Genomic DNA, 16,612 nt, shown 5'->3' on the forward strand with positions numbered 1-16,612 from the left:
GTTTTGTAGGTTCCCGGTAACGGGGGACTTCAGCAGGTCCGCAGTTCTTTGCTTCCACAGCTGGACAAGCTGGGTGCGGTCGCAGGTCGGTTCGGCGTGATCCGTGTTCTCAAGCAGAAGGCCAGTGACGTCCACGGTTTTACCCTCGGACTGCGCACCCTGGAACCGACGCGGTCACGTCAGGCGGTGAACTTGAGTAGAGCGTCGCTTACCCGATGAGAGTCACGAGCTCGGCGCCGCGTTGGTGTTTGGAGAGTTCGATCTGTTCGGGGCGTCGGGTGTGCGCGTGGTCCGCTTTGGCTTCGAACGGCCTGGCGTCGGGCGGTGACCAGGTGCCGACTGGCTCCAGTCAACCGGAGGGTTCTTGGTTCGAGTCCAGGCGGGGGAGCTTAAGCCCGTGCCAGGTGGCCTGGGCTTCTTCGTGTTTGGGGCTCTGGGGGCAATTTAATGTCGATTTTGACGATCGTCCAGTGATCGATCGTTGTCCTGCTGGGCCGGTCTGCTGACAGCCGTGTAGCACCACATCCATAGGCTTGTCTCGGTATCGACCGCTCCATTCGTGCTGGGTGGCACCCGGGTGCCGCTCGACCGCGTGGACCTGCGGACGGTGCGGATGAAGTTGTCCTGCCACGGCACAGTGGTCTCGGAGGGCAGCGGTGCCGACTGCCTCGGCAGCCCGCTCGCCGCCGCGCTGTGGCTGGCGTCCACTTTGGCCGGTCGGGGGATCCGTTGCGGGCGGGGGATGTCGTGCTGACCGGCGCGCTCGGACCGATGGTCCCCGTCGCGCCGGGCGACGTCTTCCACGGCGAGATCTCCGGCCTCGGTTCGGTGCTGGTCGGCTTCGCGACCGAAGGAGAACCGGGGTGAGCAAAGCGAAAGTCGCCGTCATCGGATCGGGGAACATCGGCACCGACTTGATGATCGGAAAGGGTAGACGGTGTGGTCGATCGGTACTGTCCAAACAGGAAAAGTGGCTGATCGCAGAGACGACAACGTGTCTTCTTCGGACTGTCACAGGTGACGGTCGATCTTCCCGCATGTATTGAGAAGCAAGGCAAACGTGGCGTGTTCGGTCGCTCGCTCACACGCTGGCCGAGGGCTTTCGCGACGTCGGCGAAGGCAGACGACCAACCCGAACCAGTATTGCCCTGCTGCCAGGGTGCAACCGACTGGTCGTCGACATCGCGGCCGTGCTGCCTACCTGGCGTCAGTGGAGCAGGTCCGGCCGGACTCTGGTGATTTCCTGGGTCAGCTGCCGGACCGTGGCGAAGTTCGGCAGTCTCAGCTCCACTTCCGGGTGGGCGTCCGGCAGGGGCTTCACCAGCACGCTGTGGCGGGTCGCGAAACGACCGTCCGTGGGGGTGAACACCAGGGCCGGCAGCACGGGTTTCGAGTTCGGGGCGCCTTTGACCGGCGGGCGCGGTTCCCGTCCGCGTACGGCGCGCAGCTCTTCCCATGCGATCAGATCGGCTTTGCGACCGGCTCGCCACCATAGTCCCCGTTGATCGACGGCGAAGCGGTGCATGCGGGGGACGGAGCCGATCATGACCATCAGGCCGCTCAGCGCGAGCGCGCCGAAGAGAAATGACGCCGCGGCCGGAGGCATGTTCTTCGCTCTCGATGAAGCTGACGGATGCCCGACGTCCGGGAAGACGGCGGCCAACCCGAAGACGACGAACAGGGCCAGCCCGCCGATGAACGCCCACCGGCCGGTCCGGTATTCGATGACGGGCGTCTCAGGATCGGCCGGCCATGTCTGTTCGGGCACGAACGGCAGCGTAGCCGAAGATGGCTCCAGCAGTGGGGGTTCGCGACCTGTACCCCGGATGGTCAGCGGATGCTTACACTGCCGGGTCCGAAAGTGTGGATGAGCTGGGTGATCGTGGGGACCGCCGGGAGACAGCCGCCAGCTGAGGACTGGCCTGACGGGTCGACAACTACGCTCGATATCGGGCCTGGCGGACTGATGCGCCGCCCGCCCACACTGCCCGATGCTGACCTCCGCAGAGATCGAACGAACCGCAGGAGGCAGGCATGTCAGTCACGGTGGGACTGCTGGTGACGCTGGAGGCGCGGCCGGGCAAGGAGGCCGACGTCGAGGAGTTCCTCAACGCCGGTCGCTCGCTGGTCGAGGACGAGCCGGCCACCTACCCCTGGTTCGCAGTCAAGCTCGGACCGACGACTTACGCGATCGTGGACTTCTTTCCGGACGACGCCGGCCGCACGGCCCATTTGCAGGGCAAGGTCGGTCAAGCGCTCGGAGAGAGGGCCGACGAGCTGTTCGCGAAGGCACCCGACATCGCGCAGCTCGATGTGCTGGCGTCGAAGCTGACTTGAAGTCTCGAGAACGGGCGCTGGAAACCGGGGCGAGGGGCTGCTCACTCGCCGTTCACATCGAGCCTCCCAGCACCTTCCAGGCTCTGGTGGCCACGTGCAGGTTGAACCTGCTGTCGACGTCATTCAGGTCCAGGTTCGTGATCTCCCGGATCCGGCCCAGCCGGTAGCGCAGGGTGCTGCGGTGGATCACCAGCATGGCAGCGGTCTCATCGTAATGTCCGCCGCATTCGAGGTACTGCGACAGCGTCTGCACCAGATCCGTGTTCTTGTGCTCGTCGTAGTCGAGCAGCCTGCCCAGCCATTCCCGCACGTACGCCACGATTTCGTCGTGATTTTCCCCGTTGTCCAGAATGCGATAGAGGCCCAGCTGGTCGAAGGTCGTCGCACCACCGGGCGACCTCGATTTCCGGCGGATGTCCAACGCCCGTATCGCTTCCGAATAGGACCTCGGAAAGTCGCCGGGGCGGTCGCAGCGGCCACCGATCCCGGCCGCGCCCGCGCCACCGAGGTTCTCCGAAAGCAGGCGGTACAGCACGTCCGCTTCCGGGCACCCGCTGACGAGGAGCACCACCAGACCCGAGTGCCGCGAGATGATCGAGCTCAGCTGGAGCGATGCGGCCGCTCGGCCCACGGCCTCGGCGACGGCGTCATCGGTCTGCACTCCATCCCAGCGGACGACGATCACGCAATGCGCACCACGCAGGTCGTGCCCGAGTGCGTCGGCGCGGGCGTAGGCACTCTCGTCGTCGGTGCCGGTGATCAGGTCGTCGGCCAGGTCGCGGTGCAGACGCAACTCGACTTCGGCGAGATTACGCAGGTGGGACAGCTCCAAGGCCAGCACCGTCGTCGCGTATTCGAGGGTGAACATCTCGTGGGTGCCCACGGTGTTGCGCGGGTCCACGAGAGCCACCACGGCGAGCACCTCGTGCCGCGGTTTGACCAGCGAGAGCACCCGATCCTTCTCCCGGACCGGATGAGGAATCGCCGCGGCGCGCCTGAGCAGTTCCTCGCGCCTGCGGGCCCGGGGCTTCGGGTACGGGTCGGGTCGGCCGGGACCTGCCCAGGCCCGCAGGTTGCCGAACCGGTCCTCGATCGCGACCGGTAAGGACGTCAACCGGTGCACCGCGTGGGCGATGCCGGGCTCGCCCGCACGCGACACGGAGATGTCGCCGAGCACCTCGTGCACGTGTGTCTGCTGCTCGAGCCGGGCGACCGAGGCGGACAGCCTGCCGTTGAGCTCCTGCAGTTCGAGCGCGTGCTCGCGCTCCCGCCGGTGAAGTGAGGCGTTCACCAACGCACCCGCCGTCTGCTGGCCGAGCGCCTCGAGCAGGAAGAACTCGTCCCTGGACGGCTCGACCGCCGCGTGTACCACCAGGTAGCCCAGCAGACCGTCCGGCCCCCGCAGCGCGAAACCCCAGCACCAGCCGCCGTCGGGCAGGACGAGCGGGCCGCTGACACCGTCGAGGAACCCGACCTGCCGGTCGAGCTCCGCGTCCCGCTCTGTTTCGTCACGACGGCGCAGTGCACCGGCGGTGAACAGATACACCGCCTTGGCACCGCAACTGCTCAACGACGAGACGGAGGCTGCGGCCAGCCGCATGATGGCGTCGGCTTCCCGGCCGTCGATCATCATCGTCGAGACCGCGAACAGCCCACTCAGAGTCGACTGCTGGCCACGCCACCAGTCATCCGTCCTTTGTGGAAATTCGTGGGCTCCGTCGCCCGCCTCCGCGGGTGCCATCGGACCTCCGACCGTCGGCTGACTACAACGCTACAACGGTTGATCCTGTTCTGCCGGGTCGATCGCGGGCGCGAAATTCGACCTGCCAGGCGCACGCGTCGGCACCACTGTCCTTGCCACTGTGGGTGTCATGTCGGGAGATCACCGCGACAGTTCCGGGTCCGCTGGTCTTGAGTCCCTTCCGGCGCGGTCGGTCTCTTCGCGACGAGCACCCGGACGAGGAATGAGGAGAGTCATGACACTGATGCGTTTCGACCCGTTCCGCGATCTCGAACGGTTGACCGAGCAGGCCTTGGCCGGCGCACGCGGCCCGCGGGCGATGCCGATGGAGGCCTTTCGCCGCGACGACCGGTTCGTCGTCGCTCTGGATCTGCCGGGAGTGGACTCCGGCGATGTCGACGTGACTGTGGAACGAAATGTGGTGACCGTGCACGCACACCGCGCCCCGCTCCGCCGTGAGGATGACGAACTGCTGGTCGACGAACGGCCACAGGGCGAGTTCAGCCGACAGTTCTTCCTCGGCGACAACCTGGACAGCACGCGGCTGTCCGCGGAGTTCGACCGCGGTGTGCTCATGCTCGGTATCCCGGTCGCCGAAGCCAGCAAGCCCCGCAAGGTCGAAATCAGCGCTGGTCCCGAAACGGAAGAAAAGCCCCGGATCGCCGAAAGGGCTTCCCGAGAAGAACCCGCCAACGTCTAGGAGCCGGACGATGACCACGCAGCCTGGCGCCAGGGCGCCATCACCGCGTCACTCGACGGATCCCGGCACTTCGGATCAGCGCCGTCCGATCGCGTCCTACGAAAACTACAGCGAGGCCGAACGTGCCGTCGACTACCTGTCGGACAACGGCTTCCCGGTCGAGCGGGTCGCCATCATCGGCTCGGACGTCAAGCTGGTCGAGCAGGTGGTCGGACGCCTGAACTACGGCGGCGCCGCGCTGCGCGGAGCCGGTTCGGGCGCCCTCACCGGCCTTCTGATCGGCTGGCTGTTCGGCGTCTTCAACTGGTTCACGCCCTTGCTGGCGGCCTTCACGCTGGCCGTTTACGGCCTGGTGTTCGGCGCGGTGATCGGCGCGGTCTTCGGTCTCGTCACGCACGCGCTTCAGGGCGGCCGCCGCGACTTCGCCTCGGTCCGGGCGATGACGCCCACCCGCTACGAGGTCGTCGCCGACGAAGAAGTGGCCGGCGACGCCAAGAACCTGCTCGCGAAGATGACGGGAGATGTGTGATGGCCAAGGCGGTCGGTATCGACCTGGGGACGACCAATTCGGTGATCGCCGTCTGGGAGGGCGGCGAGCCCACGGTCGTCGCCAATTCCGAAGGCGCACGGACCACCCCGTCGGTGGTCGCGTTCACCGAAAGCGGGGAGCGGCTGGTCGGCCAGCTCGCCCGTAGGCAGGCGATCCTCAACCCCAAGGGCACGATCTACTCGGCGAAGAGGTTCATCGGCCGGAAGTACGACGAAGTCGGTGACGAGGCCAAGGCGGTCGGGTTCGACGTCGTCGAGGGGCCGGGCGGCGTCGTCCGGTTCGAGATTCGCGGCAAACTCCACTCGCCGGAGGAGATCAGCGCGCAGGTCCTGCGCAAGCTCGCCGACGACGCGGGCAAGTTCCTCGGCGAACGGGTGACCGAGGCCGTCATCACGGTGCCGGCGTACTTCAACGACGCCCAGCGGCAGGCCACCAAGGACGCGGGCAAGATCGCCGGCCTCGAGGTCCTGCGCATCATCAACGAGCCCACCGCGGCCGCGCTCGCCTACGGGCTCGACTCGAAGGGCCACGAGACGGTCCTGGTGTTCGACCTTGGCGGCGGCACCTTCGACGTGAGTCTGCTCGATGTCGGTGACGGCGTGGTCGAGGTCCGGTCGACCGCCGGGGACACGCACCTCGGCGGTGACGACTTCGACCGCCGGATCGTGGACCACCTCGCCGAGGGGTTCCAGCAGGACAACGGCATCGACCTGCGTTCGGATCCGCAGGCGCTGCAACGGCTCTTCGAAGCCGCGGAGAAGGCGAAGGTCGAGCTGAGCTCGGTCAGCCAGACCAGCGTGAGCCTGCCGTTCATCACCGCGGACAAGGACGGCCCGAAGCACCTCACGACCACCTTGATGCGTTCGGTGTTCGAGCAGATCACCGCGGACCTCGTCGAGCGGTGCCTCGGCCCGGTCAAGCAGGCGATGGCCGACGCGAAAGTGACCGCGAACGACATCGACGAGGTCATCCTGGTCGGCGGGTCGACCCGGATCCCGGCCGTGCAGAGCCTGGTCCGCAGGCTGACCGGGGGCAAGGACCCCAACATGAGCGTCAACCCGGACGAGGTCGTCGCGCTCGGCGCGGCAGTGCAGGCGGGTGTGCTCAAGGGCGAGGTCAAGGACGTCCTGCTGCTCGACGTCACCCCGCTGTCCCTCGGCGTCGAAACCCGCGGTGGCGTGATGACGAAGATAGTCGAGCGCAACACGACGATCCCGGCGCGGCGGACCGAGGTGTTCTCCACCGCGGAGGACGACCAGCCCGCTGTCGACGTCGTGGTGCTCCAGGGCGAACGGGAACGGGCCGCCGACAACCGGGTGCTCGGCCGCTTCCAGCTCACCGACATCCGGCCGGCGCCGCGGGGCGAGCCCCAGATCGAGGTCACCTTCGACGTCGACGCCAACGGCATCCTGGATGTCACCGCGAAGGACAAGGACACCGGCGCGCAGCAGGGCATCACGATCAGCGAGAGCTCGAACCTCGACCAGGCGGAGGTCGACCGCATGGTCGCCGAGGCCGAACGCAACCGGTCCGAGGACCAGCGGCTGCGCGAGGAGATCGACGCGCGCAACCTGCTCGACTCGGCCGCCTACCAGGTAGAACGCGCCATCACGGAGACCACACCGCTGCATGAGAAGGCACGGGCGGAGATGCTCGTCCAAGAGGCTCGTGAGGCCGTGAAGGACGCCGCACCCCTGGACCGGGTGCGGTCGCTGACCTCGGAACTGCAGCAGGTGCTGGCCGGGCTCAGCGCGCCCCGGGCGAGCGGCGGTGGCGACGGCGACGGCGGCTCACAGCAGGCGGCCGACGAGGACGACGTGATCGACGCGGATTTCGACCGGGCGTGAGGCGGATCGATGGCCACCACAGGAAGGGCGGAGGAGCAGGAGAACCCCGCCGAGTCCGGCACGGTGTCCGGCCCACAGGAGGTGCAGGCACCGGAGGCCGGGACGGACGAGAAGATCGCCGAGGTCGAGGATCGGTGGCGGCGCGCCGCGGCCGATCTCGAGAACCTGCGCAAGCGTCATGCCGCGGATCTGCGGCGGGAGACCGAAGCCGAGCGGGCGCGGGTCGCGGCTGCCTGGCTTCCGGTGCTGGACAACCTCGAACTGGCGCTCGCGCACGCGGAGTCGGATCCGTCGGCCATCGTGCAGGGCGTCCACGCGATCCGGGATCAAGCCGTCCGGCTGCTCGCGGGGCTCGGGTATCCGCGCGACGAGGAAACCGGCGTCCGGTTCGACCCGAACCGGCACGAGGTCGTCGCCGTCGTCGAGGACCCGGCCACCGAACCGAACACCGTGACCGGGGTGGTGCGCCCCGGCTACGGGACCGACCGGCACCAGTTGCGGCCGACGGCCGTGACGGTGTCCAAGTCCCAGGGGTGATGGCCGGTGGCAGACGACTTCTACGGGGCCCTTGGTGTCGCCAAAACCGCGAGCGCCGACGAAATCCAGCGTGCGTATCGGAAACTGGCGCGGCAGCATCACCCCGACGTGAACTCGGACCCGGCCGCGGAAGAGCGCTTCAAGGAGATCAGCGAGGCCTACCAGGTGCTGTCCGACCCGGAGCAGCGCAAGAAGTACGACCGGTTCGGCGCGGACTTCCGCCGCGTGCCCGACGACTTCGACGAGCGGGTGTACGCCGGCGCCGGTGGACGGGGTGGCGGCCGTGTCCGCTACGCCCAGGCGGGGCCGGGATTCGGCGGCGGGTTCGAGGGTTTCGAAGGCGTCGACATCGAGGATCTGCTGGGCGGGTTCTTCCGTGACCGGGGCTCCGGCGGGCCGATCGCCGGAGCCGACCAGGAGGCCGAGCTCGAACTGACGGTCGAGGAGGCTTACCGGGGCGGGCGAAGGCATTTGAGCATCGCGGGCGGGCCCGGCTACGACGTCGACATCCCGGCCGGTGTGCTCGACGGGCAGCGCATCCGGCTCGCGGGTCAGGGCGGCAGGGCGTCCGGGAACGCCGCGCCCGGCGACCTCTACCTCGTGGTGCGGATCAAACCGGATCGTCGCTACCGCCTGTCCGGGCGCGACATCACGGTCGAACTGCCGGTGTCGCCTTGGGAGGCGGCGCTCGGCGCGACGGTTCCCGTGCTGACTCCCGGCGGTGAGGTGAAGGTGCGGGTCGTGCCCGGCTCGTCGACCGGACGGCGGCTGCGGCTGCGCGGCGAAGGCATGCCCAACCCCAAAGGCGAGCCGGGAGATCTTTACGCCGAGGTACGCGTGATGGTGCCGAAGAAGCTCGGCAAACGGGAGCGCGAGCTCTTCGAGGAGCTCGCCGCGGTGTCCGATTTCGACCCGAGGAGGACCTGATGGCCGAGTACCTGCTCGCCCGTCCCGTCCGGCTCAGCCTCGACACGGTGGCCGCGCGAAGCGGGCTGCATCCGGAGCTGATCCGCCGGTTCGTCGCGCTGAGCCTGGTGGACGGCACCGCCGACGCGAGCGGGCGGCTGTGGTTCGCACCGTCCGCCGTCGACACTCTCTCGCGCGTCCAGCGCCTCCGCGCGGGCCTTTGCCTCAACTACGCGGCCATCGGGCTCGTGCTCGACCTGCTGGACCGCATCGACGTCCTCGAAGCCCAAGTCAGGAGCCACCGGCGATGGACATGAGCAAGCTGACCCAGAAATCGCAGGAAGCGCTGCAGCAGGCCCAGAGCCTGGCACAGCGCCACGGCCACACCGAGACCGACGGCGAGCACCTGCTGCTCGCCCTGCTCGACCAGTCCGACGGCCTGGCGCCCCGGCTGCTCGAACAGGCGGGTGCGGACGTCGACGGTCTCCGCGAAGCCGTCGAAGCGGAGATCGCACGGCTGCCGAAAGTGACCGGCCCCGGCGCCACTCCCGGGCAGGTCTATCTCACCCGGCGCCTCGCCGGCCTGCTGGACGCCGCCGAACGGGAAGCCAAGCGGCTCAAGGACGAATACGTCTCCGTCGAACACCTCGTGCTGGCCCTCGCCGACGAGGGCGAGAAGTCCGCCGCGGGGCGGCTGGTGACCCGGTACGGCGTGACACGCGAGTCGTTCTTGACCGCGCTCACCAAGATCCGCGGCAACCAGCGGGTCACCTCGGCGACCCCCGAGGGCGCGTACGAAGCGCTGGAGAAGTACGGCCGCGACCTGGTCGCCGACGCGCGGTCGGGCAAGCTCGACCCGGTGATCGGCCGCGACGCCGAGATCCGGAGGGTGATCCAGATCCTGTCACGGAAGACGAAGAACAACCCCGTGCTGATCGGCGACCCGGGGGTCGGCAAGACCGCGATCGTCGAGGGCCTCGCCCAGCGGATCGTTCGTGGCGACGTGCCGGAAGGCTTGCGGGACAAGACGATCTTCTCGCTCGACATGGGCGCGCTCGTCGCCGGGGCGAAGTACCGCGGCGAGTTCGAGGAACGGCTCAAGGCCGTGCTGGCCGAAGTCAAAGCCGAAGAGGGACGCATCCTGCTGTTCGTCGACGAGCTGCACACGGTCGTCGGGGCAGGCGCCACCGAGGGCGCGATGGACGCCGGGAACATGCTCAAGCCGATGCTGGCGCGCGGCGAGCTCCACATGATCGGGGCGACGACACTCGACGAGTACCGCAAGCACATCGAGAAGGACGCCGCGCTGGAGCGCCGGTTCCAGCCGATCGTCGTCGACGAACCCACGGTCGAGGACACCATCTCCATCCTGCGCGGACTGCGGGAGCGGCTCGAGGTGTTCCACGGGGTCAAGATCCAGGACGGCGCGCTGGTCGCCGCCGCGACCCTGTCCCACCGCTACATCACCGACCGGTTCCTGCCGGACAAGGCGATCGACCTGGTCGACGAGGCGTGCGCGCGGCTGCGCACGGAAATCGACTCCATGCCGGCCGAACTCGACGAGCTCACCCGGCGCGTCACCCGCCTGGAGATCGAGCAAGCCGCGCTGTCCAAGGAATCCGACCAGGCCAGCAAGGCGCGGTTGGCGGACCTCGAGAAGGAACTCGCCGATCTTCGTGCCGAAGCGGACTCGAAGAAGGCGCAGTGGGAAGCCGAGCGCCAGGGGATCCGGCGGGTCCAGGAGCTGCGGTCCGAACTGGAACGGCTGCGCCACGAAGCCGAAGAAGCGGAACGGAACTACGACCTGAACCGCGCGGCCGAGCTGCGCTACGGCGAGATCACCGAAGCCGAGCGCCGGCTCGCCGCGGAGGAAGAGCAACTGGCGGGAAAGCAGGGCCGGAAGCGGTTGCTGCACGAGGTCGTCACCGAGGAGGAGATCGCCGAGATCGTCGCCTCGTGGACCGGGATCCCGGTTTCCCGGCTGCAGGAAGGTGAGCGGGAAAAGCTGCTGCGGCTCGACGAGATCCTGCAGAGGCGGGTGATCGGCCAAGATGAGGCCGTCCGGCTGGTCGCCGACGCGATCATCCGGGCGCGGTCGGGGATCCGCGATCCACGCAAGCCGATCGGGTCGTTCATCTTTCTCGGCCCGACCGGGGTCGGGAAGACCGAACTGGCCAAGACCCTGGCGGCGGCCTTGTTCGACAGCGAGGAGAACATGGTCCGGCTCGACATGAGCGAGTATCAGGAGCGGCACACCGTCTCGAGGCTCCTGGGCGCTCCGCCGGGTTACGTCGGCTACGACGAGGGCGGGCAGCTCACCGAAGCCGTGCGGCGCAAGCCTTACTCGGTCGTGCTGTTCGACGAGATCGAGAAGGCGCACCCGGATGTGTTCAACACGCTGCTCCAGGTGCTCGACGACGGGCGGATCACCGACGCGCAGGGCCGGACGGTCGACTTCCGCAACACGGTGATCATCATGACCTCCAACATCGGCTCGCAGCACCTGCTCGACGGGGTCACCTCCACCGGTGAGATCAAGCCGGACGCCCGGGACGCCGTGCTGGCCGAGCTGCGGCACCACTTCCGGCCGGAATTCCTCAACCGCGTCGACGACATCGTGCTGTTCACCCCGCTCGGGCGGTCCGAGATCGAGCGGATCGTCGACCTGCAATTCGACGAACTGCGACTCCGGCTGGCCGAACAGGGCATCTCGGTCGAGCTCACCGCGGATGCTCGGAAGCTCATCGCCCAGCACGGGTTCGATCCCGTGTACGGCGCCCGGCCGCTGCGCCGGTACATCTCCCACGAGGTCGAAACCAAGATCGGGCGCACGCTTCTGCGCGGTGAACCGACCGAGGGACTGGTGATCACCGTCGACGCCGAGGACGGCGAACTCGTCGTCACCTATAGCGGGAGCGAAGGGAGGTCCGCGGCATGAGCACCGACACGGTCGTCTGCGAACACTGCGGCCACAAGAACCGGGTCCCGGCGGCCGCCGCGGGCAAACCGAAGTGCGGGCACTGCCATGAGCCGCTGCCCTGGATCGTCGACGCAGGCGAGACCGACTTCGCGGAAGTCGCGGAGCGGGCGACGATGCCGGTGCTGGTCGACCTCTGGGCCGCCTGGTGCGGGCCCTGCCGACAGGTCAGCCCCGCGCTGGCCCAGCTGGCGCGGGAGCGGGCCGGAAAGGTCAAGCTCGTGAAGGTCGACGTGGACAAGGCACCCGGGCTGGCCCAGAGGTTCGACGTGAAGGCCGTGCCGACGCTCATGGTGCTGCGCGGCGGCGAGGTCGTCGCGCGGCAACCGGGCGCCGCGCCCGTGAACGTGCTTCGCGAGTGGCTCGACCAGGCGCTGGCACGGCCGGAGAACATCCACAGGGCCAAAGCCGATCAGGGAAGGTGACGTGCGATGACCGACCTCGTCGACCGGCATCTCGGGTTCGTCCGGCACGTCGTGCCGCGAACCCCGCAGGGTTGTGAGGAGTGCCTGGCCGCCGGCACGCCATGGCTGCACTTGCGGCTGTGCTTGACCTGCGGGCACGTCGGCTGCTGCGACTCGTCGCCGATGAAGCACGCGGGCCTGCACGCACACGCAATCGGGCATCCGATCGTGCGCTCGTTCGAGCCAGGGGAGTCCTGGCGGTGGTGCTACATCGATCAGACCTTCGTATGACCGCCTCGACGGGAATCGACCGCGGCGCGCCGCTGACCGAGACCCCGGACACCTGCGGCGCGTTCCCCCGGCTCACGGACGAGCAGATCCGCGCGCTCGGCGAAGCGGGGGAACGCCGTCCGGTCCAAGCCGGTGAGGTGTTTTACGCGCAGGGCGGGCGGCCGTCCGAGTTCTTCGTGATCTTGAGCGGCAAGGTCGCCGTCACCGAAGGAACCGGGGACGACGCGAAGGTCGTCCGCGTGCACGGACCTCGCAGGTTCCTGGGCGAGCTCGGACTGCTCGAAGGGCAGCCCGCGTTCGTCGGTGCCGTGGCCGCCGAACCAGGCGAGGTGCTCGCCATCCCGGTGCACGCGGTGCTGCGCCTGGTGCTCGGCGACCCGGTGCTCGGCGACCTGATCCTGCGTGCCTACCTCGTGCGCCGGACGCTCCTCATCGGAGCCGGGAACGGACTGCGGATCGTCGGCTCCTGCTACTCCCCGGACACCAGGCGGCTGCTGGACTTCGTGGCGCGCAACCGGCTCCCGTACCGGCTGGTCGACGTCGACAAGGACCAGCAGGCCGAGGCGCTCCTACAGCGCTTCGGCGTCGCCGTCGCGGACACGCCGGTGGTTGTGGCGAACGGCATCGAAGTGCTGCGGAACCCGAGCACTGCCGAGCTGGCCGGGAAAATCGGGCTGCGGCCGCCGGAACCGGAAACCGGTGTACGGGACCTGGTCGTGGTCGGTGCCGGGCCCGCAGGTCTGGCCGCGGTGGTCTACGGAGCGTCCGACGGGTTGCTGCTCTCGGCGTTCGACGCACTGGCTCCGGGCGGCCAGGCCGGGACGACGTCCCGCATCGAGAACTATCTCGGCTTCCCGCCGGGGATCTCCGGCGCGGAACTGGCCGAGCGGTCGGTGATCCAGGCGGTCAAGTTCGGGGTCCGGGTCGCCGTGCCCGCCGAGGCGCGCACCCTCGAAGCACGCGACGGCCATTACGCCGTCGGATTCGACTACGGCATCGAGATCGTTTCCCGGACCGTCGTGATCGCCTCCGGTGCCCGCTACCGCAGGCTCGTCGTACCCGGCATCGAGGCGTTCGAACCGACCAGCGTGTACTACGCCGCGACTGCGCACGAAGCGCGTCGATGCCTGGCTTCCCCGGTGGCCGTGGTCGGCGGCGGCAACTCGGCGGGCCAGGCGGCGGTGTTCCTCGCGGAAGGTTCGCCGGAGGTCCATCTGCTGGTGCGCGGCGGCGATCTCGCCGCGAACATGTCCCGCTACCTCATCGATCAGGTGGAACGGCATCCGCGGATCACCGTGCTCGTCCACACCGAAGTCCGTGAGCTCGACGGCGGCGACGGCCTCGAATCGGTGGTCGTCGAAGACAACCGCACCGGTGAGCGCCGCGTCCTCGACGCCCACGCGTTGTTCGTTTTCATCGGAGCTTCCCCGCACACCACCTGGCTTTCGGGGATGGTCGCCCTCGACGAGGACGGGTTCGTGCGCACCGGGGCCGACGCCGACGGTTTCCGGGACGCCGGACTGTGGCGCGGGGTGCATCGCGCACCACTGGTGCTGGAGACGAGCAGACCCGGGGTGTTCGCGGTGGGGGACGTACGCCACGGCTCGGTCAAACGGGTGGCTTCGGCGGTCGGGGAAGGCGCCATGGCCGTCCGGTTCGTCCATGAACATCTCTCACAGGAGGCCTGATGCCGGTCATGGGTGCGGCGAGGTTCGAACGGTTCTTCCGGATGGCCGCGAGCCTGAACGTCGACAAGAGCGATCTGAAACGGTACGACGAATTCCTCGACCGCGAGATCCACGATCTTTTCGTGGTCGCCAAGGCCACGGCCAAGGCCAACGGGCGGGATGTCATCGAGCCGAGCGATCTGCCGGTCACCAAGGGACTGCAGGAGCGCATGCACGAATTCGCCAAGCTGGACGAGGATCTGGAAGTCGCGCCGTTGCTCGAGCAGCTCCTGGCGCGTCCCCCGCTCGGGATCGGGATCTCCGAAGCCACCGAAGCACGGCTCCCGGCCATCGCCGGCGGTCTCAGCGTGGCGCTGGCCCAAGCGTTCAAGATCATCGACCCGCGCGTGAAAAACCCCGGCTCCGCCGAATGGGATCAGGTCTTCCGGATATTCGAACTGCTCCTCTGAAAGGGCGTCAGGCATGGTCAACGGACTTTCACTCGACCTCGATCAGCCGGCGTACGTGGCCGCGTTCGCCGAGCTGCAACGCCTCACCGGGCGGGCGCGTGGCGCACCACTCGACGCCGCCGGCATCGCTGGCAACTTCACCGTCACCTCGACCTTGCGCGACGACCACTACACCGTCGTCACGGTCGGCGGATCGATCGACGCGCGGGCACTCCGCCTGCTGGCCGCGCACTTCGCCGGGCTGATCCACGCCGGCACGCGGCACCTGGTGGTCGACCTGTCCCAGGTCGGGCAGGTGGACGATGGCCTGCTCGAACTCGTGCACCGGGTAGAGGACAGGCTGACCACGCTCAACGGCCTGTTCGAGCTGACCGGGCTCGCGCCGCCTGTGCTGTACGCGATGGACGACACCCTGCTGAGCGAGGTGTTTTCCTGGTACCGCTCCATCATCGACGACCCGAGACCGCGTGCCGCGCTGTGGTCGTCACTGCGCTGCCCACACGGGCTCGAGGACGTCGCGGAGCCCGGATCCGCGGCGCGGTACCGGACTTTCATCGACACGGCCGCCCACGGCCGCGGCGAGCGGTGGGGGAGGCGCAGGTGAGTGTGATCGCCGAACGCCCGAAGCGACGTATGTGGCTCCGGATGTTCGGAGCAGGCCTGGTCCTGTGGATCCTGTCCGCGCTCGTCACCTACCTGACCGGAAACCCCAACCTCATCCCTACCCTGGTGCTGCTCGGCAGCTTCCTGGTACCGGTGACCTTCGTGGCGTGGGCGTTCGAACGCCGCGACTCCGGCGAGATCACCGCCGAACTCGTGTTCCGCACGTTCATCGTCGGCGGCGTGCTCGGCGTGCTCGGCGCATCGGTGCTCGAGACGTATCTGCTGTACCCGTCGGCGTGGCTGTACGTCGGCGTCGGCCTCATCGAGGAAGCGGTCAAACTGGCCGCGCTCGCCTTGCTGACCCGGCACTTGGCCGTGAAGTCCATGCGCGACGGGCTGATCCTCGGCGCGACGGTCGGGTTCGGGTTCGCCGCCCTGGAGTCGGCTGGATATGCGCTGACCGCGCTGTTCACCCCTCAGGGACTGTCCCTGAGGGACTTGGTGACCACCGAGCTGCTGCGCGGACTACTCGCCCCGGTCGGGCACGGGCTGTGGACCGCCGTTCTCGGCGGGCTCCTGTTCGCGTGGAGCACCCGGGCCCACTTCGTCCTCACCGCCCGGCTCGCCCTGGCCTATCTGGGCGTTTCGCTGCTGCACGCGCTGTGGGACTCGATGTCCGTGATTTCCCTCTACGCCACGCTTCTGCTGACCGGTCAGTCGTGGCAGTACGAACTGCTGGCCCGTGGCCTGCCTGCGGCGCCGACCGGTGCACAGGTCGGGCTGTACACGACGCTGACCTGGGTGGGGCAGGGCCTGATCGCGGCGATCGGGGTGGCATGGCTGCTGGTGCTGGTCGCGCGGGCACGCCGGGAACGGCGGGGCACGCCACCGGCACGGGCCTATCGCGTGGCGACCTCCCGGCATCCCGCGCTGCCCCTCTGACGCCCGGCCCGGCTGGTTTGGCCGGCACCCGTCGGGGAAACCGGGTGCCGAGGAGAGAGGTGAAACCACATGAACGCGCCGCACCAGGTGGCCGTCGGGGTGTTGACCGACGAAGGCCTGCCGGAGCAGGTGATCAACACCATCGCCGACGAGCTACCGGAAACCTTCGCCGCTTTGGTGAGTGGGCAGACGCGATGGCGGGTGGAGCACGAGGTCGACCAGCTGCCGTTGAACGAAGACGGTGACATCCCGATGCGCACACTGTCGGAGCGGCACCGTAAGGGCCGGGGCTGGGACTTGCTGGTGCTGGTCACTGATCTGCCTCGGCGTGTGGGGAGGAAACCCATCGTCGCCGGTGTCGACGTCGAGCACGGTGTCGCGATGATCTCGCTGCCCGCGCTCGGCGCCGTCCTGCTGCGGCGCCGAGTACGGGCGTTGCTGGTTCGGGTTGTGCGGCAGTTGGTATCGCGGCGGTCCGGGGACCACGGCGCGCAGGACGCTGGGACACGGCTGCAAGAGGCGCTGGCCCCGACGCAGTTTCTGGCCGATGACCGCACGCCGTCCGCGACACACGTCGCCCTGGTCGGGCTTCGTGGCCGGCTCCGGCTGCTGGCCGGGATGGTCCGGGACAACCGTCCGG

At 68.5% G+C, this 16,612-nt stretch carries 17 protein-coding genes and 1 pseudogene; 16 read left to right on the forward strand and 2 right to left on the reverse strand.

Annotated features, from left to right (window positions below):
* Positions 1-559: 559 nt before the first annotated feature.
* Positions 560-754, forward strand: a complete 195-nt coding sequence (locus CFP71_RS45395; protein WP_208636028.1) for a hypothetical protein — start codon at positions 560-562, stop codon at positions 752-754.
* A gap of 453 nt (positions 755-1,207) precedes the next feature.
* On the opposite strand, the gene CFP71_RS24295 is transcribed toward CFP71_RS45395, so the two are convergent.
* Positions 1,208-1,768, reverse strand: coding sequence for a hypothetical protein (locus tag CFP71_RS24295; RefSeq protein WP_093936250.1), 561 nt, complete (start codon positions 1,766-1,768; stop codon positions 1,208-1,210).
* A gap of 266 nt (positions 1,769-2,034) precedes the next feature.
* Here CFP71_RS24295 and CFP71_RS24300 point away from each other — a divergent pair, with 266 nt between their 5' ends.
* Positions 2,035-2,337, forward strand: a complete 303-nt coding sequence (locus CFP71_RS24300) for a putative quinol monooxygenase (protein ID WP_093936251.1) — start codon at positions 2,035-2,037, stop codon at positions 2,335-2,337.
* Between the two features lie 52 nt (positions 2,338-2,389).
* On the opposite strand, the gene CFP71_RS24305 is transcribed toward CFP71_RS24300, so the two are convergent.
* Complete coding sequence (locus CFP71_RS24305) at positions 2,390-4,078, reverse strand: PucR family transcriptional regulator (protein ID WP_167406255.1); 1,689 nt, start codon at positions 4,076-4,078, stop codon at positions 2,390-2,392.
* Between the two features lie 235 nt (positions 4,079-4,313).
* Here CFP71_RS24305 and CFP71_RS24310 point away from each other — a divergent pair, with 235 nt between their 5' ends.
* From CFP71_RS24310 to CFP71_RS24375, 14 genes and pseudogenes are all read left to right on the forward strand, one after another.
* Positions 4,314-4,778 (forward strand): Hsp20/alpha crystallin family protein, encoded by a 465-nt coding sequence (locus CFP71_RS24310; protein ID WP_093936252.1) that lies wholly within the window; start codon positions 4,314-4,316, stop codon positions 4,776-4,778.
* 10 nt (positions 4,779-4,788) lie between these two features.
* On the forward strand, positions 4,789-5,307 hold the full coding sequence (locus tag CFP71_RS24315; protein WP_093936253.1) for a YflT domain-containing protein: 519 nt from the start codon (positions 4,789-4,791) through the stop codon (positions 5,305-5,307).
* Positions 5,307-7,175, forward strand: coding sequence for a molecular chaperone DnaK (gene dnaK, locus CFP71_RS24320; protein ID WP_093936254.1), 1,869 nt, complete (start codon positions 5,307-5,309; stop codon positions 7,173-7,175). The genes CFP71_RS24315 and dnaK overlap by 1 nt, the downstream gene beginning before the upstream one ends.
* Positions 7,176-7,184: 9 nt before the next feature.
* A complete protein-coding gene (locus CFP71_RS24325) occupies positions 7,185-7,712 on the forward strand; it encodes a nucleotide exchange factor GrpE (RefSeq protein ID WP_093936255.1) in 528 nt (175 codons plus the stop codon).
* A gap of 6 nt (positions 7,713-7,718) precedes the next feature.
* Entirely contained in the window at positions 7,719-8,639 is a 921-nt protein-coding gene (locus tag CFP71_RS24330; RefSeq protein ID WP_093936256.1) for a DnaJ C-terminal domain-containing protein, read from the forward strand.
* Complete coding sequence (locus CFP71_RS24335; RefSeq protein ID WP_093936257.1) at positions 8,639-8,935, forward strand: chaperone modulator CbpM; 297 nt, start codon at positions 8,639-8,641, stop codon at positions 8,933-8,935. Before CFP71_RS24330 ends, CFP71_RS24335 begins: the two co-directional genes overlap by 1 nt.
* Positions 8,926-11,556, forward strand: coding sequence for an ATP-dependent chaperone ClpB (gene clpB, locus CFP71_RS24340; RefSeq protein ID WP_093936258.1), 2,631 nt, complete (start codon positions 8,926-8,928; stop codon positions 11,554-11,556). Before CFP71_RS24335 ends, clpB begins: the two co-directional genes overlap by 10 nt.
* Positions 11,553-12,020, forward strand: coding sequence for a thioredoxin (trxA, locus tag CFP71_RS24345; RefSeq protein ID WP_093936259.1), 468 nt, complete (start codon positions 11,553-11,555; stop codon positions 12,018-12,020). Before clpB ends, trxA begins: the two co-directional genes overlap by 4 nt.
* A 6-nt stretch (positions 12,021-12,026) precedes the next feature.
* Positions 12,027-12,290: a UBP-type zinc finger domain-containing protein gene (locus tag CFP71_RS24350; protein WP_093936260.1), complete on the forward strand. Its 264-nt coding sequence runs from the start codon at positions 12,027-12,029 to the stop codon at positions 12,288-12,290.
* Positions 12,287-13,978 carry an FAD-dependent oxidoreductase gene (locus tag CFP71_RS24355; protein WP_093936261.1) on the forward strand — a complete coding sequence of 564 codons (1,692 nt, stop codon included), beginning with the start codon at positions 12,287-12,289 and terminating at the stop codon, positions 13,976-13,978. The genes CFP71_RS24350 and CFP71_RS24355 overlap by 4 nt, the downstream gene beginning before the upstream one ends.
* Complete coding sequence (locus CFP71_RS24360; protein WP_093936262.1) at positions 13,978-14,427, forward strand: DUF1931 family protein; 450 nt, start codon at positions 13,978-13,980, stop codon at positions 14,425-14,427. Before CFP71_RS24355 ends, CFP71_RS24360 begins: the two co-directional genes overlap by 1 nt.
* 13 nt (positions 14,428-14,440) lie before the next feature.
* Entirely contained in the window at positions 14,441-15,031 is a 591-nt protein-coding gene (locus tag CFP71_RS24365) for an STAS domain-containing protein (RefSeq protein WP_093936263.1), read from the forward strand.
* Complete coding sequence (locus tag CFP71_RS24370; RefSeq protein ID WP_244199809.1) at positions 15,028-15,972, forward strand: PrsW family intramembrane metalloprotease; 945 nt, start codon at positions 15,028-15,030, stop codon at positions 15,970-15,972. Before CFP71_RS24365 ends, CFP71_RS24370 begins: the two co-directional genes overlap by 4 nt.
* A 69-nt stretch (positions 15,973-16,041) precedes the next feature.
* A pseudogene (locus CFP71_RS24375) lies at positions 16,042-16,612 on the forward strand (hypothetical protein); the annotation flags it as partial.

The organism is Amycolatopsis thailandensis (assembly GCF_002234405.1).
Classification (GTDB): domain Bacteria; phylum Actinomycetota; class Actinomycetes; order Mycobacteriales; family Pseudonocardiaceae; genus Amycolatopsis; species Amycolatopsis thailandensis.

Excerpts from the sequence above, each read along its gene's own strand:
- CFP71_RS24300 (WP_093936251.1), top strand. The coding sequence starts at position 2,035 with ATGTCAGTCACGGTGGGACTGCTGGTGACGCTGGAGGCGCGGCCGGGC.
- CFP71_RS24305 (WP_167406255.1), bottom strand. The coding sequence starts at position 4,078 with ATGGCACCCGCGGAGGCGGGCGACGGAGCCCACGAATTTCCACAAAGG.
- CFP71_RS24310 (WP_093936252.1), top strand. The coding sequence starts at position 4,314 with ATGACACTGATGCGTTTCGACCCGTTCCGCGATCTCGAACGGTTGACC.
- CFP71_RS24315 (WP_093936253.1), top strand. The coding sequence starts at position 4,789 with ATGACCACGCAGCCTGGCGCCAGGGCGCCATCACCGCGTCACTCGACG.
- dnaK (WP_093936254.1), top strand. The coding sequence starts at position 5,307 with ATGGCCAAGGCGGTCGGTATCGACCTGGGGACGACCAATTCGGTGATC.
- CFP71_RS24325 (WP_093936255.1), top strand. The coding sequence starts at position 7,185 with ATGGCCACCACAGGAAGGGCGGAGGAGCAGGAGAACCCCGCCGAGTCC.
- CFP71_RS24335 (WP_093936257.1), top strand. The coding sequence starts at position 8,639 with ATGGCCGAGTACCTGCTCGCCCGTCCCGTCCGGCTCAGCCTCGACACG.
- clpB (WP_093936258.1), top strand. The coding sequence starts at position 8,926 with ATGGACATGAGCAAGCTGACCCAGAAATCGCAGGAAGCGCTGCAGCAG.
- trxA (WP_093936259.1), top strand. The coding sequence starts at position 11,553 with ATGAGCACCGACACGGTCGTCTGCGAACACTGCGGCCACAAGAACCGG.
- CFP71_RS24350 (WP_093936260.1), top strand. The coding sequence starts at position 12,027 with ATGACCGACCTCGTCGACCGGCATCTCGGGTTCGTCCGGCACGTCGTG.
- CFP71_RS24355 (WP_093936261.1), top strand. The coding sequence starts at position 12,287 with ATGACCGCCTCGACGGGAATCGACCGCGGCGCGCCGCTGACCGAGACC.
- CFP71_RS24360 (WP_093936262.1), top strand. The coding sequence starts at position 13,978 with ATGCCGGTCATGGGTGCGGCGAGGTTCGAACGGTTCTTCCGGATGGCC.
- CFP71_RS24365 (WP_093936263.1), top strand. The coding sequence starts at position 14,441 with ATGGTCAACGGACTTTCACTCGACCTCGATCAGCCGGCGTACGTGGCC.